This is a genomic window from Streptomyces sp. NPDC096136, from assembly GCF_044763325.1.
Lineage (GTDB): Bacteria > Actinomycetota > Actinomycetes > Streptomycetales > Streptomycetaceae > Streptomyces.
This window is the reverse complement of the sequence record NZ_JBIWFZ010000001.1, coordinates 1-23227: the sequence shown is the minus strand read 5'-3', so window position 1 is coordinate 23227 and position 23227 is coordinate 1. Positions and strand designations below refer to the sequence as shown.

19 protein-coding genes are annotated in these 23227 nt (G+C 70.7%); 12 read left to right on the top strand and 7 right to left on the bottom strand.

What is annotated here, in order from left to right:
- Position 1 precedes the first annotated feature (1 nt).
- The 6 genes from ACIRBY_RS00095 (at position 2) to ACIRBY_RS00070 (ending at position 8073) form a co-directional block, all read left to right on the top strand.
- The gene (locus tag ACIRBY_RS00095; protein ID WP_403893748.1) at positions 2 to 1183 is read left to right on the top strand and encodes an FAD-dependent monooxygenase; all 1182 of its coding nucleotides are present in this window, start codon (positions 2 to 4) and stop codon (positions 1181 to 1183) included.
- Between the two features lie 38 nt (positions 1184 to 1221).
- Positions 1222 to 2109 carry an SDR family NAD(P)-dependent oxidoreductase gene (locus ACIRBY_RS00090; protein ID WP_403893746.1) on the top strand — a complete coding sequence of 296 codons (888 nt, stop codon included), beginning with the start codon at positions 1222 to 1224 and terminating at the stop codon, positions 2107 to 2109.
- Between the two features lie 347 nt (positions 2110 to 2456).
- Positions 2457 to 4226, top strand: a complete 1770-nt coding sequence (gene paaN, locus ACIRBY_RS00085; RefSeq protein ID WP_403893744.1) for a phenylacetic acid degradation protein PaaN — start codon at positions 2457 to 2459, stop codon at positions 4224 to 4226.
- Positions 4223 to 5446: a LuxR C-terminal-related transcriptional regulator gene (locus ACIRBY_RS00080; RefSeq protein WP_403893742.1), complete on the top strand. Its 1224-nt coding sequence runs from the start codon at positions 4223 to 4225 to the stop codon at positions 5444 to 5446. Before paaN ends, ACIRBY_RS00080 begins: the two co-directional genes overlap by 4 nt.
- Before the next feature lie 165 nt (positions 5447 to 5611).
- On the top strand, positions 5612 to 7063 hold the full coding sequence (locus ACIRBY_RS00075; RefSeq protein WP_403893740.1) for an FAD-dependent oxidoreductase: 1452 nt from the start codon (positions 5612 to 5614) through the stop codon (positions 7061 to 7063).
- Positions 7064 to 7665: 602 nt separating this feature from the next.
- A complete protein-coding gene (locus ACIRBY_RS00070) occupies positions 7666 to 8073 on the top strand; it encodes a carboxypeptidase regulatory-like domain-containing protein (RefSeq protein ID WP_403895193.1) in 408 nt (135 codons plus the stop codon).
- A 100-nt stretch (positions 8074 to 8173) separates the two neighbouring features.
- Here the strand turns inward: ACIRBY_RS00070 and ACIRBY_RS00065 are convergent, their stop codons facing one another.
- From ACIRBY_RS00065 to ACIRBY_RS00050, 4 genes are all read right to left on the bottom strand, one after another.
- Positions 8174 to 8626, bottom strand: coding sequence for a lasso peptide biosynthesis B2 protein (locus ACIRBY_RS00065; protein WP_403893738.1), 453 nt, complete (start codon positions 8624 to 8626; stop codon positions 8174 to 8176).
- The gene (locus ACIRBY_RS00060; protein ID WP_403893736.1) at positions 8623 to 8880 is read right to left on the bottom strand and encodes a lasso peptide biosynthesis PqqD family chaperone; all 258 of its coding nucleotides are present in this window, start codon (positions 8878 to 8880) and stop codon (positions 8623 to 8625) included. Before ACIRBY_RS00060 ends, ACIRBY_RS00065 begins: the two co-directional genes overlap by 4 nt.
- Complete coding sequence (locus ACIRBY_RS00055; protein WP_403893734.1) at positions 8877 to 10688, bottom strand: asparagine synthase-related protein; 1812 nt, start codon at positions 10686 to 10688, stop codon at positions 8877 to 8879. Before ACIRBY_RS00055 ends, ACIRBY_RS00060 begins: the two co-directional genes overlap by 4 nt.
- A 140-nt stretch (positions 10689 to 10828) precedes the next feature.
- Positions 10829 to 10981 (bottom strand): hypothetical protein, encoded by a 153-nt coding sequence (locus tag ACIRBY_RS00050; protein ID WP_403893732.1) that lies wholly within the window; start codon positions 10979 to 10981, stop codon positions 10829 to 10831.
- A gap of 733 nt (positions 10982 to 11714) precedes the next feature.
- Between ACIRBY_RS00050 and ACIRBY_RS00045 the strand changes: the two genes are divergently transcribed.
- From ACIRBY_RS00045 to ACIRBY_RS00025, 5 genes are all read left to right on the top strand, one after another.
- Positions 11715 to 12728: a helix-turn-helix domain-containing protein gene (locus ACIRBY_RS00045; RefSeq protein ID WP_403893730.1), complete on the top strand. Its 1014-nt coding sequence runs from the start codon at positions 11715 to 11717 to the stop codon at positions 12726 to 12728.
- Positions 12729 to 13256: 528 nt separating this feature from the next.
- Positions 13257 to 14036, top strand: coding sequence for a thioesterase II family protein (locus ACIRBY_RS00040; protein WP_403893728.1), 780 nt, complete (start codon positions 13257 to 13259; stop codon positions 14034 to 14036).
- 27 nt (positions 14037 to 14063) lie between these two features.
- A complete protein-coding gene (locus ACIRBY_RS00035; RefSeq protein WP_403893726.1) occupies positions 14064 to 14276 on the top strand; it encodes an MbtH family protein in 213 nt (70 codons plus the stop codon).
- 84 nt (positions 14277 to 14360) lie between these two features.
- A complete protein-coding gene (gene ddaH / locus ACIRBY_RS00030) occupies positions 14361 to 15227 on the top strand; it encodes a dimethylargininase (protein ID WP_403893724.1) in 867 nt (288 codons plus the stop codon).
- A gap of 75 nt (positions 15228 to 15302) precedes the next feature.
- Positions 15303 to 16313 (top strand): ParB N-terminal domain-containing protein, encoded by a 1011-nt coding sequence (locus tag ACIRBY_RS00025; RefSeq protein WP_403893722.1) that lies wholly within the window; start codon positions 15303 to 15305, stop codon positions 16311 to 16313.
- Positions 16314 to 16418: 105 nt separating this feature from the next.
- Here the strand turns inward: ACIRBY_RS00025 and panD are convergent, their stop codons facing one another.
- The 3 genes from panD to ACIRBY_RS00010 are packed head-to-tail and all read right to left on the bottom strand — an operon-like array spanning position 16419 to position 18876.
- Entirely contained in the window at positions 16419 to 16826 is a 408-nt protein-coding gene (gene panD, locus ACIRBY_RS00020) for an aspartate 1-decarboxylase (RefSeq protein WP_403893721.1), read from the bottom strand.
- 26 nt (positions 16827 to 16852) lie between these two features.
- Positions 16853 to 17530: an FMN-binding negative transcriptional regulator gene (locus ACIRBY_RS00015; protein ID WP_403893719.1), complete on the bottom strand. Its 678-nt coding sequence runs from the start codon at positions 17528 to 17530 to the stop codon at positions 16853 to 16855.
- A 14-nt stretch (positions 17531 to 17544) separates the two neighbouring features.
- On the bottom strand, positions 17545 to 18876 hold the full coding sequence (locus tag ACIRBY_RS00010; protein WP_403893717.1) for a lysine N(6)-hydroxylase/L-ornithine N(5)-oxygenase family protein: 1332 nt from the start codon (positions 18874 to 18876) through the stop codon (positions 17545 to 17547).
- A gap of 626 nt (positions 18877 to 19502) precedes the next feature.
- On the opposite strand from ACIRBY_RS00010, the gene ACIRBY_RS00005 reads away from it, so the two are divergent.
- Positions 19503 to 23227, top strand: a 3725-nt coding sequence (locus ACIRBY_RS00005) for an amino acid adenylation domain-containing protein (protein ID WP_403893715.1), incomplete at its 3' end; no start/stop codon positions are given.

The window sequence follows — 23227 nt, the reverse complement described above, 5'->3', positions numbered from 1 at the left end:
GATGACGAAGCAGACAGACCGCAGGAAGGCCCTGGTCCTCGGGGCGGGCATCGGCGGCCTCACCGCCGCGATCGCGCTGCGCGAGGCGGGCCTGGACGTCGAGGTCCACGAGCGGGCGGGCGAGCTGCGGGCCGCGGGCTCGGGCCTGTCCGTGATGAGCAACGCCGTCGGCGCCCTGGACTCCCTGGGCGTGGGCATCGACCTGGAGAAGCGCGGCCAGGCCCTGCGCTCCTACCACGTGAAGACGGCCTCGGGCCGGCTGATCCGGGAGTTCCCCTTCCCGGAGATCATCGGCCGGCTGGGGGTGCCCAGCGTCCTGATCACCCGGGCCGACCTCCAGCAGTCGCTGCTGGAGGCCGCGGAGGGCATTCCGATCCGGCTGGGCGCGGCCGCCACCGGCTTCGAGTCCGAGGGGCTGCCGGGCGGCGGGGTGCGGGTCGCCTTCGACGACGGCAGCACCGCCGAGGGCGACGTGCTGATCGGGGCCGACGGGTTCCACTCGGTCGTGCGCCGGCAGCTGGTGGGCGCGGAGGAGTCGCAGGACAGCGGCTACATCTGCTGGCTGGCGGTCGTGCCGTTCTCCCACCCCCGGTTCACCCCGGGCTCGGTCACCCACTTCTGGGGCAGCGGCAAGCGCTTCGGCCTCGTCGACATGGGGGCCGGGCGGCTGTACTGGTGGGGGACGAAGAACATGCCCGCAGAACTCTCCCGGGACTGGAAGGGCGGCAAGGCGGAGGTCCTGCACAGCTACGACGGCTGGGCCGACGAGGTGCGGCAGGCGATCCTCGCCACCCCCGAGGAGTCGATCATCGCGGTGCCCTCCCGGGACCGCGCCTTCCTGGAGCGGTGGGGCCGGGGGCCGGTGACCCTGCTGGGCGACGCCGCGCACCCGATGCTGACCAGCCTCGGCCAGGGGTCGGGCATGGCGATCGAGGACGCCGTGGTCCTCGGCCGGGCCCTGCGCGGCGCGAGCGACCTGCCGCGCGCGCTGCGCCGGTACGAGGACGAGCGCCGCGAGCGGACCCGGGGCATGGTCGCCGCCTCGCGCGGGATCAGCACCTTCGAGCAGTCGGAGGACCCGTTCCGGCGGCCGGTGCGGGACGCCTACTTCCGGTTCATGCCGGAACGCCGGCTCACGCGCACGCTGGAGGACGCCCTCACCTTCCCGGCGGTGGCCGGATGACCGCCGCCGGATCCCCCGGCTCCCCGAGGAGGAAGTTCGTGCCGTCCGTCCCGCAGCGCCCCGCCCTGTCCCCGCGCGGCCGGTCCGTGCTGGTCACCGGGGCCTCCTCGGGGCTCGGCCGGGTCTGCGCGCTCCGGCTGGCCGACGCGGGCTTCCGGGTCTTCGCCGGGGTCCGCAGGGAGGCCGACGGGGCCGCGCTCGCCGGGTCCGGCGGCGGGTCCGGCCGGATCGTGCCCGTACGGGTCGACGTGACCGACGAGAAGTCGGTGGCCGCGGCGGCCGAACGGGTCGCGGCCGAGACCGGCGACGCGGGCCTGTGGGGGCTCGTGAACAACGCCGGGATCTGCGTGTCGGCGCCGCTGGAGTGCGTCGCGCCGGAGCGGCTGCGCGCGCAGCTGGACACCAACGTGGTGGGGCAGCTCGCCGTCACCCAGGCGTTCCTGCCGCTGCTGCGGCGCACCCGCGGCCGGGTGGTCAACGTGACCTCGGGCCTGGGCAGCGTGGCGATCCCCTTCCTCGGGGCGTACGCGGCGGCGCAGTTCGCCAAGGAGGCGCTGACCGACGTGCTGCGCCGCGAGCTGGCCCCGCAGGGGGTGGACGTCGCCCTCGTGCAGCCGGGCGCCATCATGACGCCGATCTGGGGCAAGGTCTCCGCGGTGGCGCGGGACGCGATGGACGGGGTCCCCGGTCCGGTGGCCGAGCTGTACCGGATCCCCTTCGGCCGGTTCCTGCACCAGAACGAGAGGCAGGCGCGGGAGAGCACCACCCGGCCGGAGGACTTCGCCGAGACGGTACGGGTGGCCCTCACGGCCCGGCGGCCCAGGACCCGCTACCGGGTCGGGGCGGACGCCCGCAGGGTGAGCGTGCTCGCCCGGGTACTGCCCGACGCGGCGCTCGACCGGTACCTGCGGCCGATCACCGAGTAGAACCCGCCAGTCGGCGGGCCCGCCGGGGAGGGGCGACTGACGCTATCGAGCCAGTTTGCGGCTGATAGTAGTGAGTTGTTGAGCAATATGGCCATCATCACGTTTTGCTCTCCCTCCCCGGCGGGCGGGCCCAAAGGGCCTCGTCCGGCCGGTGGCGCGCACTCCGCAAGAACGCCGGCCGGGCCCCGAACACGTCCGATCCGCCTCGGAATCGTGTGAACGGGCCGTCAATTCCTCGCGTGACCAGACTCCGACGCGGGTCCGAAAGTGCCGATTTATCGTGATCGCCAGGAGTCTCCGCGTTCCACGGTCCGCACTCGGACCGACCCCCCACCCGTTCGACAAGGATGAGGACCATGGCGCACACCGTGCCCCTGCCCGTTCCCGGAACCCACGCCGACCCCTCCGCCCCGGCCCTGTTCGCCGCCCGCCACGCCGACACCCTGGAGAGGGCGCGCGAGACCGTCCGCACCCGCGCGCACTGGTCCCCGTACTCCGAGGACCCCGAGGACCCCCGCTCCTACGGCCCGGGCGCGCTGAAGGCCGGCGAGGCCGCGTTCCGCGCGCTCCTCGGCCGGGAGTTCACCCTCGGCCAGCCCGGCCGCGACGGCACCGTCGGCCCCGCCCCCGAGGCCGGCGGCGAGCGCTCCCCGTACGGGGGCCTCCTGGAGGTGTCCTACCCGCACTGCGACCCCGACGTCCTGCTGCCCGCCATGGAGGCCGCCCTGCCGGCCTGGCGCGACGCCGGCCCCCACGTCCGGGCGGCGGTGTGCGCCGAGATCCTGCACCGCGTCAACGCCCGCAGCTCCGAGTTCGCCCACGCCGCCGTCCACACCAGCGGCCACAACTTCCTGATGGCGTTCCACGCCGGCGCCGTGCACGCCCAGGACCGCGGCCTGGAGGCGGTGGCCCGCGCCCTGGAGGAGCAGACCCGGATGCCCGCCGCGGCGCTCTGGCGAAAGCCCCTGGGGAACGGCCGGACCCTGACCCTCTCCAAGACCTTCACGGCGGTCCCCCGGGGCGTCTCGCTGGTCGTCGCCAACAGCGTCTTCCCCGCCTGGAACAGCTACCCCGCCCTCTTCGCCTCCCTGGCCACCGGCAACCCCGTCCTGGTCAAACCGCACCCGGCCGCCGTCCTGCCGCTGGCGCTCACCGTCCGCACCGCCCGCGAGGTGCTCACCGAGGCCGGGTTCCCCGCCGACCTGGTGTGCCTGGCCGCCGAGCACCCCGGCGAGGGACTGGCCCGCCGGCTGGCCGTCCGGCCCGAGGTGCGCCTGGTCGACTACGCGGGCGGCACGGCCTTCGGGACCTGGCTGGAGGACAACGCCCGGCAGGCGCGCGTGTTCACCTCCGGATCCGCGGTCAACAGCGTGCTCGTCGAGTCGACCCGCGACTACCGCGACATGCTCGCCAACCTCGCCTTCTCGGTCTCCCTCTACAGCGGTCAGCTGTGCACCGGCCCGCAGAACCTGCTGATCCCCCGGGACGGGATCAGCACCGACGAGGGGCACCGCTCCTTCGCCGACGTCCTCGCCGACCTCGGCGGCGCCCTCGCCGAGCTGCTGGCGGACGACGTGCGGGCGAGCGGGATCCTGGGCGCGCTGCTCGGGCCCGCGGTCCTCGACCGGGTCGAACGGGTGGCCGCCGGAGCGGCCGGACCCGTCGCCGTGCCCTCCCGCCCGGTGCGCGACCCCCACCACCCGGAGGCGGTCGTCCGCACCCCGGCCGTGGTGGCCCTCGACGCGGGCCGGGAGGCGGACCGGGCCGTGCTGCTGTCCGAATGGCAGGGTCCGGTGGTCCTCGCGGTGGCGGTGGACTCGGCCGCCGCCGGGGTGGAGCTCGTCGCCCGCACCACGCGCGAGTGCGGCGCGCTCTCCGTCGGCCTCTACTCCACCTCGCCGGAGGTGGAGGCGGCGATGGAACGGGCCTGCGCCGAGGCCGGCGTGATGCTCTCGGCCAACCTGATGGGCGACTGGTACATCTCCCAGTCGGCCGTCTACTCCGACCTGCACGGCACGGGCCTGAACCCGTCCGGCAACGCCGTGTACTGCGACCCCGCGTTCGTGACCGCGCGCTTCCACACCGTCGGCGTGCGCCGCTACGGCGGTTCGATATGAACCGCACCCTCACCGAACTGCCGCTGCGCGGGCGCGAGCGCGAGATGCGGACCGTCCGCGAGGTGCTGGACCACGGCCGCCGCACCGGGCGCGTCGTGCTGACGGTCGAGGGCATGCCGGGCATCGGCAAGACCCGGCTGCTGCGGGAGGCCGCCGCCCTCGCCGACGACCTGGGCTACGCCCGCCACCACCCCGACCCGTGGACGGAGCGCCTCCCGGCACGGCGCCGCACCGCGACGGCCCGGCACGGCCGGGGCCGGCCCGGCCGCTGCCCCGCCGCCGCCTCCGGGCCCCTCCTCATCCTGGTCGACGACGCCCGGCCCGGCCAGGACCCGGCGTCACGCAGGCCCTCCGCACCGCGCGAGCAGGGCGGGGCCGAGCGGCCCGTGGTCTGGCTGGTCGCCCACCGGCCCGGCACGGGCCCCGTCCTGCCGTCCGGCCTCACGAGCCGCAGCGAGCGGCTCTCCCTCGGCCCGCTCAGCCCCTCCCACGCCCTGGACCTTGCCCGCGACCTGCTGGACGCCGAGCCGGCCCCCGACCTCGTCCGGCTGCTGGACCAGGCCCGCGGGCACCCGCGGCTGCTGCTCGAACTGCTGGCCGGGCTCCGGGAGGAGGGCTCCCTCGCGACCGTGGACGGAGAGGCCCGGCTGCTGACCGGCCGGCTTCCGGCCCGGCTGGCCCTTCGGACGCGGGCCACCCTGGACCGGTTCTCCCCCGAGTGCCGCCAACTGCTGCGCGTCGCGGCCGTCCTGGGGTGCGAGGTCGTCTACGAGGACGTGGCGCTGCTGCTGCGCACCTCGGTCTCGGCCCTGCTGCCGGCGCTGGAGGAGGTCGCGGCCACCGGGGTCGTGCGCAACGAGGAGGGCCGGGCCGTCTTCGCCGGCCCGCTGCTGCGCCGCCTCGTCGCCGAGTCCGTCCCCGAGTCGCTGCGGCTCTCGCTCCAGCGGGAGGCGGCCGCCCTGCGCACCACGACCGGTCTCCACGCGGCGCCGCCCGCCGGACCCGAACTGAGCCGGCAGCAGCGGGAGCTGGTGGGGCTGGTCCGCGAGGGCCTGACCAACCAGCAGATCGCCCGGCGCCTGGCCCTGTCCCCGCACACCGTCAACTACCACCTGCGCAAGCTGTTCAAGGCCTACGGGGTGAGCTCGCGCATCGACCTGCTGACGGCGGCCGAACACCCGGACCCCGCGGGCCGCGCGGCGCGCGCCCGCCAGAACTGACCGGGCCCGGCACCACGGGCCCGTACCACCCCGCCCGTCCTCCGCCGGCCCGCACCACCCCGACCCTCCCCCGCCGGCCCGCACCTCCCCGCCCGTCCCCCGCCGACCCGCACCACCCCGGCCCTCCCCCGCCCCATCCGCCCACCGACCGTGGAGAGACGCACCGTGAACGCGCCCGACCTCGTCCTCGCCGGCTCCTGGCCGCGCCCCGACACCCCCGCTCCGGCCCGGCGGACCGCCTGGCTCCGCGACGCCCTGGCCGCCGAACCCGACGACGGCCGCGCACCGCAGCTGCTGGACGAGGTCCACTGCGACGTCCTCGTCGTGGGCGGCGGATTCACCGGCCTGTGGACCGCCTTGGAGGTCTTGCGGCGGGCTCCCGGCACGGACGTCGTGCTGATCGAGGCCGACGTGTGCGGCGCCGGGGCCAGCGGGGCCAACGCCGGCTACCTGATGCCGATGTGGGCGCGGTTCAGCAGCCTGGTCGCCATCGGAGGGTACGAGGAGGCGCGCCGCATCGGCGAGGCCTCGGCACGGGCCGTCGACGAGATCCTCGAGTTCGCCGAGGGCCACGGGATCGACATCGAGCACCGGCGCGGCCCGTGGCTGTGGGCGGCCTCCTCCCCCGCCCAGCGCGGGGCCTGGCTGCAGACCCTGGAGGACCTGCGGCGGGCCGGGACCGAACCGCTGCACGAGGTCTCAGAGGCGCAGTCGCGCCGGGCGGTCGGCACCCGCAACCACTTCGGCGGCGTCCTCGACCCGGGCTGCGCCACGCTGCAACCCGCGAAGCTGACCCGGGGGATGCGCCGGGTCGCGCTGGACGCGGGCGTCCGCGTCCACGAACGCACCCCGCTGACCGCCCTGCGCAACGCGCCCGGTGGCGCCACCACCGCGCACACGCCCTACGGCCGGGTGCGCGCGGGCCGGGTGGTCCTGGCCGTCAACGCCTGGGCCGGGCAGCTGGAGGACCTCGGCCGCCGCATGGTGACCGTGGCCAGCGACACCGTGGTGACCCGGCCCGTTCCGGAGCGGCTGGCGGCCCTCGGCTGGGACGGCGGGACCTCCGTCTGCGACGCGCGGCGGCGACTCAACTACTACCGCACGACCCCGGACGGCAGGCTGGTCTTCGGCAAGGGCGGCTCCGGCGTGGCCTACGGGCAGGCGGGAGCCGACACCCTGTGGGGCGACCCCCTGCGGCCCGCCGAGCTGCGCGCGCAGCTGGGCCGGCTCTTCCCCGAACTCGCCGACGCCCCCGTGGACATGGGCTGGACCGCGCCGGTCGAGTACTCCACCACCTCGCTGCCCTTCGCCGGATGGCTGAAGTCCGTCCCCGGGGTCTGCTACGCCACCGGCTATTCGGGCGACGGCGTGGGCCCGTCCCGCCTGATGGCCAGGGTGCTGGCCTCCCTCGTCCTGGGCACGGCCGACGAATGGTCCGGCTCCGCCTTCACCCGCCCCCCGGGCGGCTGGATCCCCCCGGAGCCGGTCCGCTACCCGGGAGCCCGGCTGGTCATCCCCGCCCTGCGGGCGGTGGAGCACCGCGAGGACCGCGGCCACGGCGTCCCGTCGGTGGTCAGACGCCTCGCCTCCCTGGACCCCTCCGCCTTCCGCCGCTGACCGCCGCCGGCCCCGCGAAGACCCCGGAGCCGTACCGGCAGACCCAGCCGGGAGGGGAGGCGCGGTCTGCCGGCTCCCCCGGCCTCGCCGGATCCGCCGGGCCCCGCGCGGCACCGCCCGGATCACCGGCGTCTGCCCGTGGCGCACCCGCGACAACACGGTTCGCATCCGCCGACACCGTCGAAGTCGTGCTCGTCACAGCACGCGTGGCATCTGGGCGGAGGTACCCGAGATGTCCGTCCTCCCCCAGAACCGCGATGAGGACGGCCCCGTCACGGCACGGGGAGCTCGGGTACGTCCCGCCCGCGGGGCGGGACGATGGGCCGGTGCCGGAATCCGGACCGGGCATCCGGGCCTCCGTCGTCCGCACGCGCAGCCCCTGGGCGTGCCCCGGGGCGCCCAGGGACCGCACCTCGAAGCCCTGGCCCAGGAGGTCGGTGGACGGGCCGTCGAGTTGCAGAGTGGCCAGCTCCGTACGACTGGCGCCGACGGTTGTGCGCGCACAGACTGGACTCAGGGGTGGCCTCCAGCGGCAGTCCGACCGGGAGGAGACTCAGGTGTTCGGGCAGGTGCGTGCGGTTTCCGACAGCAGTCCGATTTTCATGATCAAGGTGAGTGTCCATCGCAGCGATCTGACCGAGATCGAACACGTATTCACCAACGAAGAGGGCCTGTACAGCGTGGCGATAGCCGCAGGCGAGACGATCACCGTTCGGTTCGACACGCATCCCTCCCTCACCAATGCCGAGGACTGGCAGCCGTCCGTGCTCGCGAACGTGGTCACCAGCGACTCGGAACCCTTGGACCGGTCGCTGCTCCCGACAGGACAGGACTTCGGCGCCGCGTCGAGCATGGACGCCCTGAACGGGTACGTGATCGCCGCGGCAGTGGGCGAGTCGGCACAGTACGCCGCTACGGCGGTGAAGCGCCTCGCGATGCTCAAGCAGCCGAGCCCGGTCCTCCAGGGACTCCAGCAGCGGCTCCTGGACCACTTCAGCGAACCCGCCTAGCGCCTTCGGCGCAAGTGCTGGTCCCCAACTGGTCCCCAAGGAACACCACATGGCCTTCGCCGGGGTGGAACGGCGCTGCACGCACCGGCCGCCCCGCGGATCAGCTGCGGCGCTTCCCGTTCCTGCGTCGGCCCTCCTCCGCCGGGACCGAGAACAGGGGGCGGAAGTAGGAGCGCTCCACGTCCTCCTCGACCATGCGGCCTTCCGCCTCCACCCAGGCGTGGGCGCGAAACGGTGGGCGGGCCCGCACCCCGACGGACCACTCCGGCCAACTGCCGCGAGCCCGGCACAGCAGTACGGTGGCCAGCGAGCGGGGCAGGCAGCCTTCTTGGGATGCGCAGCGCAGGCTCACCGCGACCACCGCCTGCCGCGCGGCACGGGCCTCGGTGTAGCGGGCGGGGCGGGCCTCCTTGCGCAGCCGGATCAGGACGGCCTGGATCTGGGCCGGCGGCCTGCGGGCGAGCCGCTCGGCGGCGACCACCGCGAGCAGGGTGAGCAGACGCTGTCCGGGGCTGAGCCGGATGCGTACCCGGTGTGGCACCACCGCGCTCATCGAAGCACCAGCTTGGCGTCGAGCAGCTTCGCCAGCAGGCGTTCGACGTCCTCGCGGGCGCGGGCCCCGTCGACGTCGTACGCGGCCATCAGCCGCTGGGCCGCCTGATCTGCGGTCTCTTCCTCCAGCAGGGCCCGCAAGGCGAGTGAAGCCGTACGGTTGAGCTGCCAGTAGCGGCCATCGGCTCCGTCCAAGAGCACCGTTCCGTACTCGGTGTCGGCCGTTGAGACATCGGGACGCAGTCTCAGTGTCATCTTTGCTTGCCTTCCGTGGTCTTCGGGTCCGGTAGGCCGTCCGGGCAGTGGCCGTTCGGCCTGCCGGCGGCGGCAGTCCGCAGGGCGGCCCGGGTCCATAGCTCGCAGCCGATGACCACGAGCATGGCTCCTTCGTGGTGCCGGTGGGAGTACGGGCGCCGGAACAGTTCGCGCAGCGGCTCGGGGTCGATCAGTCCCAGTTCCGCCAGTACGGAGGAGTCCCAGAGTTCGGCGACATGCCGACGGTGCCGCTCGAAACCCTCGGCGGCGATCAGGGACCCATTGCCCTTGGTCCGCCGGGTCAGCAGCTCGGGTGGCACGACATCCGCCAGAGCCGCCTTGATCAGAGGTTTGAATTCCCAGGGGGTGATGCGCTGTTCGGGCCGCACCGCCAGGCATGCGTGCACCACCTGGTCGTCCAGGAAGGGGGAGGCCGGAGTGAAGTCCGGCGTCGCCACCACCTGGTGGAGCTGGCGGATCATCCGGCCGGTGTTCTGGATCTCCAGCAGGTCGCCGTGGCGGCCCCGGGCGGCGGCCAGCGGCCGGGCGGAGGCGGCGGTGTGCCTCAGGGTCCGGGTGAGCATCTGTCTGGCTTCGGGGGTGGACCACCGGGGCAGATCCACGGGGTTGCCCCAGGCGAAGACCCCCGATGTGGGCGGGCGGGGCGGCCCGTGGTGGTTCAGCGCGGTGGCCTCGGCGGCCAGCCACTGGCGGTAGGAGCGGCCGTCCATCAGGTCGCGCAGCACGGGTCCCCACGCGAAGCCGGTGAGTTCACGCAGCGTACGCAGCCGCTTCAGGGCGAGCAGCGGTCGGCTGCGCAGCAGGTCGTGCTCGTAGCCGGGGTGACTGGTCAGGAGCTGGTCGCCGCCGAAGCCGTCGAGGTGCAGGTCCGAGCCATGGGCCGTGGCTCTCTCCTTCATGGCACGCATCCGGGGGGCGCCGATCAGGACGCTGGAGGGCTCGTCGGGAAGGGGCTCGAAGGGCAGGGGTGTTCCGTCGGCGCCGATGAGTCCTTCCAGGAAGCCGGGGAGTCCCTGGGCCGGGTAGACGATGTGGTTCACCTGCGGCAGCTGCGCGGCAGTCTTCCTGGCCCAGTGCAGGTCCTCGTCGGCCTGATCGGGGTTGTCCATGGTGAAGGCGGTCAGCGAGGCCTGCTCCTGGGCGGCCAGCACGGTGAGGCTGGTGGAGTCCAGGCCGCCGGAGAGATCGGTGGTGATGGTCCGGGCGCCGCTGGTGCGCACCCGCACGGACGCCTCCAGCGCCTGGCGCAGCGCCGCCGCTCCGTCATCCAGGGGCAGCACCGCCTCCGGGGCCCGCCACCAGCGGCTCACGGTCTGCCGCCGCCCGTCCGAGGACACCGTCAGGCGCGAGCCCGGAGGAACTGCCGTGACGTTCCGCCACGGTGTCCGGTCCGTGAGCGGGTGGGGTACGGCGTGGAGCAGGCGCACGGCCAGTGCGGACCGGTCGAGGGGGGCGTCGAGCAGGGCGGCCAGGGTGTCGGCCCGGTCGGCGGCGAAGGTGAGGGCGCCGGCGCTGCCGTAGAAGACCCGTCGCAGTCCGGAGGCGCTGCCCTGGATGTGGACGCGGTCGCCGATGAGGGCGATCAGGTGGAAGCTGCCGCTCCAGGCGGTACCCAGCCGGTCCAGTTGGTGTGGATCGCGGACTCTGGCAGCGGTGGCCGCGAGTTCGGCGGCGGTCACCGAGCAGTGGCCGATGACGGCGAGGCGGGTGTCGCCCTCACCCGCCAGGAGGAGCTGGTTGTCGGCCGGCCGGCCGGCCACGCAGGGCCGGCCGGACCGGTGCGTCATGATCTGCAGAGTGCCCGGCGGAAGCCGGTCGGCCGCTGCGGCCGCGGTTCCATGGTCCGGCAGGACCACGAAATATGGCGTCCCGACACCGACACCGACCACTTCGACCTCCTTACTGGGCCCTGCATTTCAAGGGACGACTACCACCACCTGGTGTGGAACTGCGGCATGAAGGGCTCAGCGCCCTCAAAGCCGACCATGCCGGTCTCCTCCTGGAAGGAGCCGCACTCAAAGATCTCCGGAGCCTCGTAGGCCTGGAGGTCAGAGATTTCCAGCTGCTTGTTTGCCACCATTTGATTCACCTCCTTCGCGCAGACTTGGCAGCTCAAGGGGTATTGGGTTCCGCTCACGGGAAACAGTGAAGGAAAGCGATTGCTTCACCCGACTACCGGAGACCCGGCCGAGTGCACGTCCCCCGGGGTGATCCCCCTGGCGCTCGATTGCGACTTTATCCACGGCCAACCCGGATGATCAAGGCTGGAAAACGCACAGGTTGCACACGGCAATCAACGGCTCCGGAGAACGACTGATGCCCCGTTACCGCCGGCCAGGGAGGGGATGACCTCTGTGTGGCTGGTGTGATCACGGATCCGGTCCACAGGGGCTCGCGGGCCGCCCGGGGACCGTTGTCGCCTCCAGCCCGGCGTGGAGCAGCAGGCGGCGCAGAAGCCCGTTGAGCCGCTCGAACCTGCCGCCGTGTTGCCACCGGGCGCAGTGGGCGCGGTCGATTCGGTGGGGCGGTAGTCCTGCGGGAGACAGCGCCAGGGGATGCCCGTGCGGTCGACGCAGAGGGTCACTCGAGGAGGTCGCGCAGGTCGAGCCCGGCCTGGCGGCGTCCGCACCGCGGTGGGCGGCCGCCCTCCTGGAGCGGGGCCGCGGCACTCCTCCTACTGGCTGCTGCCACCGACGGTGTGCGGGCGTCCGCGCGGGGGGACACGCCCGATCAGCTTGCGGCGGGTAGCGATCATTCAGCTGCATCCTGGTCTTGTCAAGAGATCCAACAGGGGGCGCGGAATGTGGTCAGTGGTGTCAACGCGTGAAATACCGGCGGGAGATCGGTTCGACTGGTACTCCGACATCGTATCGAGCGAGGTGATGCCCGCCGCGCTCAGCTGCGAGCGGCCCACCGCGTTCCAGGGTGAGGCCGCGGTGCTCGACCTGGGAGAGATCCGCGCGGCGAGGTTCTCCCTGTCGCCGCTGCGTTCGCGGCGTACGGCCTCCATGATCCGGCGCGGGGACCCGGAGGAGTACCAGCTGGCCCTCTTACGCAAAGGAGCCACGTCGCTGTCGCAGCACCGGAGCGAGTGCACCATCGGAGCCGGTGACCTCATGCTCTGGGACACCTCCCGGCCCTCCGACAACCGGATGCACGCCACCGGCGGCGAAGCGCAGGCCACGATCCTGATGCTGCCCCGTGACATCCTCCCGCTACGAACCCGGCGCCTGGACCAGGTGCTGGCCCGGCGCATACCGGGCGACCGGGGCATGGCCGCGATCCTGGCGTCCTTCATGACCTCACTCGAAGACCACGGCGCCGAATGCACGCCCGAGGAGCTGCGGCGTCTCAGCAGGACCGCCGTCGAGCTCGCGGCGGCGTGCCTGGCCCAAGAAGTGGATGCCGAGGGCCTGCTCCCCGCCGAAGTCCGGGCGCAGGGGCTGGTGCAGCGGATCCACGCCTTCATCGAGCACAACCTCGGCGACCCGGAGCTGGACCCCGCGGCCGTCGCCGACCACCACCACATCTCGGTGCGCACGCTCCACCAGCTCTTCCACGGACAGGGGGAGGGCGTCCACGCCCGGATACGACGCCGCCGCCTCGAGCAGAGCCGCGCGGACCTCGCCGACCCGGCCCTCCGCGGGCGCCCCGTGGGCGCCATCGCCGCCCGTTGGGGCTTCAGCGGACCGGTGGTGTTCAGCCGCTCCTTCCGCGAGGCGTACGGCGTCAGCCCGACCGAATTCCGTGCACTGAGCTTCTTCGAGTTGGCCACCGATCGGGTGATGGGCCGTGAAGCGCAACGGGCGAGGCTCCCGAGCTGTTGATCGGGATGTCTGACGCCTCCACCGCTCCGTCCGTCCCGGCGGGCGGTGGTGGCACCGGTGTGCCTACGAGAGCACACCACTCCGGTGTAGACCGCCGCCGGCTTCGGGATCAGCGACCCTCGCCGAGTGCCAGCGGGGCGCCGGCGGCCGGGCCGGCCACTCCCACCCAGCGCTGAAGAAGCTCACTGATCATCAAGCGATTCCGCACGGAGTGTTCAGCCTCGCCGTCGCATCCGGCCTAGATTCGGTGACGCCCGAGCGGGAGGCAACTCCTCGCCATTCGTGGGGAAGCCGAGCCGGGGCGCCCGGGACGCATCGCTCCGGTCGCTGCCACCCGCCTCGCCCCGGCCGTCCCTTTGACACCCATGGAGCACATGCACGTGCAGCGCCCCCCTGGCCGTTCCGACCACGCCGGCCGCACCCGTCGGCGGCCCCCTGGTCACCGCCCCCTCCTCCATCGCGGCAAGTCGATCACGTAAGAAACGATCTTCAAGAGCGTTCATTCGCACGAAATCAGGGAGATTTACCATGCTCGGCCAGAATGACGTGCAGGCTGATCCGTGGTTTCGGACGGTGCGGCCGTGCCGGAACCCGCGTGTGAGATTGGTGTGTTTCCCCCACGCGGGAGGTTCCGCGAACTTCTTCCGCCCCTGGGCCGAACTCATGCCGGCCGGCGTGGAGCTTCTGGCGGTTCGCTATCCGGGCCGGGAGGACCGGCTCATCGAGCCCTTCGCGAAAACGATGAACGAGCTCGTCGACCCCGTTGTCCGATCCTGCTCGCGCCTTCTGGACACGCCCCTGGCGTTCTTCGGCCACAGCATGGGGGCTTCGGTCGCGTACGAGGCCGCCCTGCGACTGCAGGCCGAGCATGGCGCCCCGGTGTCGGCCCTCCTCGTCTCCGGCCGATCGGGACCCGGCCGGGAACACGTACGTCCCATGTCCGGCGCCAGCGACCTCGCGCTCTTCGAGGACCTGGCACGCCTGGGCGGGACCGACTCGAGCACCTTCGACGACCCGGAGTTGCGCGAGTTGGTCCTGTCGGCGCTCCGCGCCGACTACGAGCTGGTGGAGGGCTACACCGCGACGCAGGCGGGAGCCGGGGTGAACGCTCCGATCACCGCGTATTACGGAACGCAGGATTCAGAGCTGGACGCCGACTCGGTCGCGGCCTGGGCCGCGGTATCCGGACCGGAGTTCAGCGCGCGGCCCTTCGACGGAGGTCACTTCTACCTCCTGGATCACGCTCGGGCCCTCGTCGATGACCTATTGACCCGCCTGGGCAACTTCTCCGAAAATATTCCGGCATAAGCCGAGTCGAGAAAGGTGAACAGCAACATGTCGAATCCCTTCGAGGACACGAATGCGAACTACTACGCCCTGGTCAACGCGGAGGGCCAGTACTCCCTCTGGCCGGAATTTGCCGACGTGCCCGACGGTTGGGACATCGCCTTCGGGGGTGCCGAACGACAGGAATGCCTTGAGTTCATCGAGGCGAACTGGAACGACATGCGCCCCAACAGCCTCGTCACGGCCATGGAAGGCAACTAGCCCCGGCGCCCTCACCTAGATCCATCCTGAGCTGTCCCGCGGCCGGCTCCTCGGCCGCGGGACAGCCGAAAGCAAGGAGTTCCCGTGCCCACAGAAAATGACACACACGAGTCCGTACTCGTACAACCGGCTCCACCCCTGGGACGCACCGCACGTCCGCGTCGTCTGTTGATGTGCGCCCCGCGGTACTTCGATGTCACCTATTCGATAAACCCGTGGATGGCGCCGGAGAAGCCCACGGACAGCGCGCTCGCCATGACCCAGTGGAAGCGGCTCCGAGACGTGTATCGCGAGCTCGGACACACCGTGGAGACGATCGATCCGCTCCCCGGCCTGCCCGACATGGTGTTCTCCGCCAACGGCGCGACGGTCGTGGACGGGCGCGTCTTCGGGGCACGCTTTCGCAGTGTCGAGCGGACCGCAGAAGGCCCGGCCTACCTGTCGTGGTTCAGGAACAACGGATTCAGCGACGTCCACTGGCCCGATCACATCAATGAAGGCGAGGGGGACTATCTGCTCGTCGGCCGCAACCTCCTGGCGGGTACCGGATTTCGGACCGATCGCCGTTCCCATGCCGAGGCCCAGGCGTTCTTCGGGATCCCGGTGATCTCACTCACCCTCGTGGATCCGCGTTTCTACCACTTGGACACCGCTCTTGCCGTGCTCTCGGACGATGAAGTCATGTACTACCCGGAGGCGTTCTCGGAGAGCAGCCGAAAGATCCTGCAGGAGCTGTTCCCGGAGGCCATCCTGGCGACCGAGGACGACGCCCTCGTATTCGGCCTCAATGCATTTTCCGACGGGCAGCACGTCCTGATCTCCTCCTCGGCAGTTCGCTTGACCGGTGAACTCGAGGAGCGCGGCTACGAGCCGATCGGTCTCGACCTGTCCGAACTCCTCAAGGCAGGAGGCGGCGCCAAGTGCTGCACCCTGGAACTACGTAGCTGTTAGGTGTCGAGGGGCCCTCGGCCCATTCGTTTCAGCAGCAAGATCAGCCGCACAAAAAAACGGGGAAGAACAATCGTCGTGTGGAATCAAGTCGCTGGGGCAGATCCGGTAGACCTGGAGGGGACGGAAAGTCCCTCCACGGTCTCCCCGGAGCCCTGTGTAAGCAGTGTTCCCGTGAGCTCGCTCCTACCCGGGGAGTCGCCCAGACTCGCCGGGACGGACAGCCACCATGCCCAAACCCTCGCGCAGGTCGACGGTCCGCTCCCGCCGATCCTGGTCCACAGGCCGTCGATGAGGGTCATCGACGGTCAGCACCGGCTGCTGGCCGCGCGGCTGCGGGGCCGGCAGGACATCGATGTCACCTTCTTCGACGGTGACACGGAGTCCGCCTTCTTACTCGCGGTGAAGGCCAACCACGCCCACGGCCTGCCGCTCACCCTGGCGGACCGCACTGCCGCGGCACGCCGCATCATGCGCACCCATCCCCACTGGTCGGATCGCGCGATCGCGGCCACCGCCGGGCTCTCCGCCACCACCGTAAGCGGCATCCGGCAGCGCGAACTCCCCGAGTCGCCCACCGGATCGCGGATCGGGCGGGACGGGAAGGTGCGCCCCATCAATGCGGCCGAGGGGCGCCGGCTGGCCGGCCGGCTCATGGCTGAGCAGCCGGAGGCGTCCCTTCGAGAGATCGCCAGGGCCGCGGGCATCGCTCCCGCCACCGTGCGCGACGTGCGTGACCGCCTCCGGCGCGGCCAGAACCCCGTCCCCAGCCGGCAGAGTGCTGAGAAGAAGGCCCTGGCAGCGCGGCCAGGCGCAGCGGATGTGGCTCGATCCGCACCGCGCGCCAAGGCTGCCGGACGGCCTTCGGACATCATGCAGAAGCTGTGCAAGGACCCCTCGCTCCGCTTCCACGAGGCCCGCCGAGCCCTCCTGCACTGGCTGGGCTCGCACGCGACCAGCGAGGAGAAGTGGACCGAGTTCCTGGAGCAGGTCCCCCCGCACGCGAGGCCCACGGTCGCGGAGTTCGCCCGCGCCTGCGCCCAGGACTGGAGCTCGTTCGCGGAGGCACTGGAGCGCCGATCGGCGTGACGGCGAGCCAGGTGGGCAAGTGACCAGTCCGGGCGGTTGCACGGAACCTGTCACCCTCTCCTCATCGCTGGGCCGGTCGGTGCGATCGCCGGTCACGAAGGGGGCTTACTGAGCCCCGGAGGTCAGGCCATGACCTGGCGGGACGGCTGCCGGATCGGTGCCTGCGTCGAGGACACGGTTGGCTTCGTCGACGAAGACGACGCTGGGGCGCAGGGCGCGGGCCTCAGCGTCGTCGACCGACGCGTACGAGATGATGATGACCAGATCGCCTTCGTGGACGAGCCGGGCGGCGGCGCCGTTGACACCGATGATCCCGCTGCCGCGCGGTCCGGTGATGACATAAGTCTCCAGCCGTGCACCGTTGTTGACATCCACGATGTGGACGAGCTCGCCCTCGATGAGGTCCGCGGCCTCCATCAGATCCTCGGCCACGGTCAGTGACCCCACGTAGTGCAGATCGCACTGGGTCACAGTGGCTCGATGAATTTTCGATTTCAGCATCGTGCGTTGCATTCTTCGTCCTCCGGGTTGTGATGGGTTCAGGACCGGGGCGCCGTGTGATCCGGCGTCCCGCACGCTGCCCGCTCTATCAGCGCCGCGAGTTCCTGCTGTCGATTGACTTCGCTCCCGCGGAAGTTGTCGATCACCTTGGTCACCGTCTCCGCCGGCTGCTCCTGGCTGAGCTTGAACATGCTGTCGACGCCACGGACAGCGATCTCGAACCCGCGGACCCCCGGCAGAAGGCGCTCGAAGTACTCCAGCGAGCCGGTCATGTCCCAGCCCGTGCCGACGTCGGTCTCGAAGGCACGCACTGTGGCGTGCATGATCTCTCGGAGGCGGTCGGGTTCGTCGATGACACGGAGCGTGCCGTGGACGTGGACCGAGGCGAAGTCCCAGGTCGGCGCCGCAGGCGTTCGTTCGTAGACGGTGGGCGAAACGTAGGACCCCGGTCCGTGGAAGACGAGCAGGGCCTGGTCGGTTTCGGACAGTGCAGCCCAGTGAGGATTGAGCAGGTTCATATGTCCGAGGATCCGGCGCCCGACGAGATCGTCTTGGGTTCCGTCGCTGCCGTTCGACTCGTCGGCGAGGATCACAGGGACATGAGTGGCCCACGGCTGCTCCCGCCCGTTGGTCACGAGCAGGGCCAAGGGGTTCGAACGGATCAGTTCACGCGTCCATGAGGGATCCTGCGCCTCGTATTGCTCCGGAACGTACACTGCCGGCCCTTCCCTCAGAGAGTGTTCGAGCACCTCGGGGTCGTGCCCCGGGGCTCGCGGTCAAGAATGGATCGGACGATTTCACCGGCCCTGACGGCCGTGGTCGACAGCAGCGAGGACGACAGACCATGGGTGTGCTCAGTGCCGCCCTGCACATAGATCCCGCACTCCACCGACCCCTCGGTCACCACTTGGTGATCCCGCTGCACCCGCAGGCGACCCGAGGCGTCGTGCTTGCACAGGCCGGCAACGCTGCCGAGAACGCCGAGCGGATCCATGGGCCGGTAGCCGGTCGCGTAGATCACGAGATCGGTATCGAGATCGACCCGTTCACCGCTGGTCAGACGCTTCAGCCGCAGCCGAACACGACCGGTCTCTGAGGCGGCGGTTTCCACTTCTGTCATGTGGTGCATGTGCAGGCGCGGCTCGCCGCGTACCGACTCCCGGTAGACCCGGGCGTACAGGTCTTGGATGAGTTCCAGGTCGACCACCGAGTAGTTCGTGTTCGCGTGGTATTGGAAGAACTTCTGCTGCACATGAGCGGGCGCCGCGAAGAATTCGTCAACGGCTGCTGGATCGAAGACGCGGTTGGCGAACGGCGAGTCGTCAGCAGGGCTGTACCCGTAGCGCGAGAAGACCGCATGGACGTGGGCCTGCGGGAACTTCTCATGGAGGTATCCGGCGATCTCGGCGGCACTTTGCCCGGCTCCGATGACGGTGCAGGTGGCCGGTGCGGCGTTCAGTTCCGCCGCTCGATCCAAGAACTCTGAGCTGTGCCAGATGCGGTCGGTGCGTTCTACTCCCGGAGGGAGAAACGGAACGAGGCCACTGGCGATCACCAGGTTCCGGGTCCTGCGCACCACTTCGACAGTGGGGTCGTCCACGTCCCGTGAGACCACATCAAGCCAGGCGATCTTGCCGTCGGCCTCGACGGGGCGCACGTCCACCACCTCGTCACCGTAGTGAACGAGGTCGGTGAACTGGCCGGCCACCCATTCCAAATAGTCGTGAAACTCGATGCGCAGCGGGAAGAGGGTCTTGTGGTTGACGAAGTCGACCAGCCGGCCCCGCTCGTGCAAGTACGTCAAGAAGGTGAACCGGCTGCGCGGGTTGCGCATCGCGGCCAGGTCCTTGAGGAAGCTGACCTGCATGGTCGCCTGGTCGAGCAGCATCCCCTCATGCCAGCCGAAGGACCGCTTGCGTTCGACGAACACGGCGCGCAGAGGAGTGCTCGGCACGGTCGAGTTGTGCTCGTCGATCGCCGCGGCCAAGGACAGGTTGGAGGGCCCGAAACCAACACCCAAGATGTCGAAGATTGGTCCGTCGTCTCTGAATTCAGGCTGCATGTGGTGTTCTCATCTCGTTCTGCGAGCCGCGGGGTACATCATCGGCAACACATCACCGCACACCAGCGGGATATGCGTCAAGGAAAGCCCCGCAGGCCGGAAGTGGGGTCTCCGACTCGGGGTGCCGGCGAGCATGCAGAATAAGGCTTCCGCCGCACCCCGGCGAAAATGGACACTTGAACACCCGCTTTCGGAATTACAGATTCCGGTGTAGGGAAGTTCTACGGAAGAAGGCCCCGAGCGAGGCGGTTGCCAGCATGGTTGCCCCACTTGACAAGGCCGAATTCCAGAGTGAGGATCACCAAGATCCCGAGGGGAGATACCTCCGAAGAGGCTCCAGTGAATCCATCGGAGATCCCCATGGCTTTGCGGTTCGTCCGCAGCGTCGACCCGTCGTGCAATTTCCGGTCCGGACATGAGATCCAGTAAGGAAGCTCTGATTCTGGGCCGGGTCGCTCCTCCTCTTTAGTGGAGTCTTCATGGCCACCCCTGACAAGCGGTTCACTGAGACCCTCCGCCCCGGAGCCGACGCGGTCGGGCCCGTCCCGCCCCGAACGCGACAGCGGATGCTGTCCGACTGGGGAAGGAACCCTCGCCAGGACATCCGCGACGCCACCGCACCAGAGTTGTTCGAGACGCAGGTGAAGGCGACTCCGCAAGCCCTGGCGCTCGAAGCCGGGGACATCTCCCTCACCTACGCGGAGCTCAACGAACGCGCCAACCGGACGGCGCACTCGCTGATCCGGCGCGGCATCGGCCCAGGACAACTGGTCGGTGTGGCACTCCCCCGGTGCGCCGAGCAGATCATCGCCGTGCTCGGTGTGGTCAAGGCAGGGGCCGCATACCTGCCGGTCGACCCCGCCTATCCCGCCGAGCGCATCGACTTCGTCCTCAACGACGCGCAGCCGGCCCTGCTGCTGGGCGCGGCCGGACCCGGCACGCGGCTGTCCACCACGGACTGTGAGGTCGTCGCCTTCGAATCGCTCGACGAGGCGTGGGGTGAGCAACCCGCCACCAACCCCACGGACACCGACCGTGTCGCGCCGCTCATGGTCAACGACCTCGCCTACACGATCTACACGTCCGGTTCCACCGGCCGGCCCAAGGGCGTCAGTGTCACGCACACCGGACTCGCCAGTCTGACCACGGCCTTGGCCGACCGCTGCGCAGCGGGCCCGGGCAGCCGCATCCTGCAGATCGCCTCGCTCGGCTTCGACGCCTCCGTATCGGAGATATTCCTCGCGCTGGCATCCGGCGCCGCGTTGGTCCTGACCGGAGCAGACGGGCTGGCCGGCCGCGAGCTCATGCGGACGATGGCTGATCAGCGCATCTCCCACGCCTTCATCACGGCTTCGGTGCTGGAGACACTGCCCGCCGGAAGCGAGTCGGCCCTGGCGGAGCTGAACACCCTGACCATGATCGGTGAGGCGTGCCCGCCCGAGCTGGTGGAGCGCTGGTCCCCGGGCCGCCGGATGATCAACGCCTACGGGCCGACGGAATGCACCGTGTACGCGACGGCGAGTGACGCCTTGTCGGGTCGGAACGTGCCGATCGGGCGCCCTCTGTTCAACGCCCGGGTCTACGTCCTGGACGCTCGTCTCGTGCCGGTCCCTCCGGGAACGGACGGCGAGCTCTACATCACGGGCAAGGGCGTGGCCCGTGGCTACCTGAACCGGCCGGGACTCAGCGCCGAACGCTTCGTCGCCGATCCGTTCGGTGAACCGGGCGCGCGGATGTACCGCACCGGTGACCTGGTGCGCTGGAACGACCAAGGCGAGTTGGAGTACCTCGGCCGGAGCGACGACCAGGTGAAGATCCGAGGGTTCCGGATCGAGCCCGGCGAGGTCGAAGCCGTACTGCAGCAGCAGCCTGGCGTCTCCCAGGCGGTGGTCGTCGCCCGCCAGGACCAGCCGGGTGACACCCGCCTCGTCGCCTACGCGGTCCCGGCTACACCGGAGGGATTCTCGTCGCACCGGGTTCGGGAGCACCTGCGCACCCTTCTTCCGGAGCACATGGTCCCCTCGGCCGTCGTGCAGCTGGAACGCATGCCGATGACGCCGAACGGAAAGGTCGACCGCAAAGCCCTGCCCGCTCCCGACTACACCCCGGGCCGCGCCGGGCGTACGCCGAACACCTTCGAAGAAGAGGTTCTGTGCCGGGCGTTCGCAGAGATCCTGGGTCTGCCCGGTGTGGGAGTCGACGACAGCTTCTTCGACCTGGGTGGTCACTCCTTGCTGGCCACGCGTCTCACCAGCCGCATCCGTGCGACGCTGAACGTCGAGCTGCCGGTGCGGGAGGTGTTCGAAGCCCCCACCGTGAGGCAGCTCGTGCGGCGACTGGCCCCTCACCCGGGCGGCCCCCGTCCGCTGCTCGCACCGGTCACCCGCCCCGACGTGATCCCCCTGTCGTTCGCCCAGGAACGGCTGTGGTTCGTTCACCGACTCGAAGGCCCGTCCGCGACCTACAACATGGCCTACGCGCTGCGGCTGTCCGGCAACCTGGACCAGCAGGCGTTGCGGGACGCGCTCGGTGACGTCGTCACCCGGCACGAGGCCCTGCGCACCGCCTTCCGGGAAGTCGGCGGGCGGCCGGTCCAACACATTCTGGAAGCAGATCTCGCCCGCACCGAACTGCACGTCTCACCCACCCTCCAGGCCGATCTCACCGCAGCCATGGACCGGGCCGCTCGCCACGAGTTCGACCTGTCCGGCCAGGTGCCGCTGCACGCCCAGCTGTTCGTCCTCAGCCCCACCGAGTCGGTACTGATGCTGGTGCTCCACCACATCGCCGGTGACGGCTGGTCGATGGCCCCGCTGGCCCGGGACCTGATCGAGGCGTACTCCGCGCGCCTGACCGGCGGTGAGCCGCAGTGGCCGGACCTGCCGGTGCAGTACGCCGACTACACCCTCTGGCAGCGTGAGCTGCTCGGTGACGACACCGATCCCGACAGCCCCTTCAGCCGCCAGTACGCCTACTGGGCCGAACAGCTGGCAGACCTGCCGGAACAGGTCACCCTCCCCACCGACCGCCCCCGCCCGGCTATCGCCGGCAACGCAGGTGAGACCACTGCCTTCCGCCTCGACGCGGACCTGCACCTCGGCCTGTCCGAACTGGCCCGCGGCACCGGCACCACCGTCTTCATGGTGTTGCAGGCCTCCATGGCGGCACTGCTGACCCGCCTCGGAGCCGGCACCGACATCGTCATCGGCAGCGGAACAGCCGGCCGCACCGACGAGAGCCTCGACGAGCTGGTCGGATTCTTCGTCAACACGTTCGTACTGCGTACGGACACCTCCGGCGACCCGGCCTTCGCCGACCTGCTGGCCCAGGTGCGCCAGACGAGCCTGGCGGCCTACGCGCACCAGGACGTGCCGTTCCAGTACCTGGTGGAGAAGCTCAACCCGCAGCGCTCGACCGCGCACCACCCGTTCTTCCAGGTCGCCCTCGTGCTGCAGAACAACGAAGAGGCACATTTCGACCTGCCCGGTCTTGAAGTCCACTGCGAGCCCCGTTCGACGGGCACATCGCGGTTCGACGCGTTCATCAGCGTGTATGAGGAACACGATGCCCAGAACGGGCCCGCGGGCATGTCGGGCACCGTCGAGTTCGCGACGGATCTGTATGACCGGTCGACGGTGGACGCGCTGATCAGGCGGTGGGAGCAGCTGCTGCGCTCTGTGGTGGCTGATCCAGCGCGCTCGATCGGGTCGTTGGAGGTGCTCACTCCCGAGGAGCGGGTGCGGCTTGGGGAACTGGTTCCGGGGCCGTGCCGGGAAGTAGCGGACGCAACGTTCCCGGCGCTGTTCGAGGCCCGGGTGCAGGCCGCCCCGGACGTGCTCGCGCTGGAGTCCGAGGAGGGGGCGTGGACCTACGGTGAGCTCAATGCGCGGGCGAACCGGATCGCGCACTGGCTGGTCTCGCAGGGCATCGGTGCGGAAGCTCTGGTGGGGGTGGTACTGCCGCGCAGTGCCGAGCAGGTAGCGGTGATCCTGGGCGTGATGAAGGCCGGCGCCGGATTCCTGCCGATCGATCCGCAGTACCCGGCCGAGCGGATCGCCTACATGCTGGCGGACGCCGCCCCGGTCCTGGTCCTCACCACCGATCGGCTGGCTCCGCAGCTCTCCCGCGCCGTCGCGATCGACACCCTGGCCGAGGAGTGGGCCCGACAGCCCCTGGGCAACCCCACCGACGCCGACCGTGTCGCCCCGCTCAGCACGGCGAACACCGCCTACACGATCTACACCTCCGGTTCGACGGGCCGGCCCAAGGGCGTCGCCGTCACCCACACCGGCCTCGCCTCCCTGACCCTGAGCCACCTGGAACACTTCCAGGTGACACCCGGCAGCCGGGT

Excerpts from the sequence above, each read along its gene's own strand:
- ACIRBY_RS00070 (WP_403895193.1), top strand. The coding sequence starts at position 7,666 with ATGATCAAGGTGAGTGTCCATCGCAGCGATCTGACCGAGATCGAACAC.
- ACIRBY_RS00060 (WP_403893736.1), bottom strand. The coding sequence starts at position 8,880 with ATGACACTGAGACTGCGTCCCGATGTCTCAACGGCCGACACCGAGTAC.
- ACIRBY_RS00040 (WP_403893728.1), top strand. The coding sequence starts at position 13,257 with ATGCTCGGCCAGAATGACGTGCAGGCTGATCCGTGGTTTCGGACGGTG.
- ACIRBY_RS00050 (WP_403893732.1), bottom strand. The coding sequence starts at position 10,981 with ATGGTGGCAAACAAGCAGCTGGAAATCTCTGACCTCCAGGCCTACGAG.
- ACIRBY_RS00065 (WP_403893738.1), bottom strand. The coding sequence starts at position 8,626 with ATGAGCGCGGTGGTGCCACACCGGGTACGCATCCGGCTCAGCCCCGGA.
- ACIRBY_RS00055 (WP_403893734.1), bottom strand. The coding sequence starts at position 10,688 with ATGACGCACCGGTCCGGCCGGCCCTGCGTGGCCGGCCGGCCGGCCGAC.
- ACIRBY_RS00080 (WP_403893742.1), top strand. The coding sequence starts at position 4,223 with ATGAACCGCACCCTCACCGAACTGCCGCTGCGCGGGCGCGAGCGCGAG.
- panD (WP_403893721.1), bottom strand. The coding sequence starts at position 16,826 with ATGCAACGCACGATGCTGAAATCGAAAATTCATCGAGCCACTGTGACC.
- ACIRBY_RS00010 (WP_403893717.1), bottom strand. The coding sequence starts at position 18,876 with ATGCAGCCTGAATTCAGAGACGACGGACCAATCTTCGACATCTTGGGT.
- paaN (WP_403893744.1), top strand. The coding sequence starts at position 2,457 with ATGAGGACCATGGCGCACACCGTGCCCCTGCCCGTTCCCGGAACCCAC.
- ACIRBY_RS00035 (WP_403893726.1), top strand. The coding sequence starts at position 14,064 with ATGTCGAATCCCTTCGAGGACACGAATGCGAACTACTACGCCCTGGTC.
- ACIRBY_RS00095 (WP_403893748.1), top strand. The coding sequence starts at position 2 with ATGACGAAGCAGACAGACCGCAGGAAGGCCCTGGTCCTCGGGGCGGGC.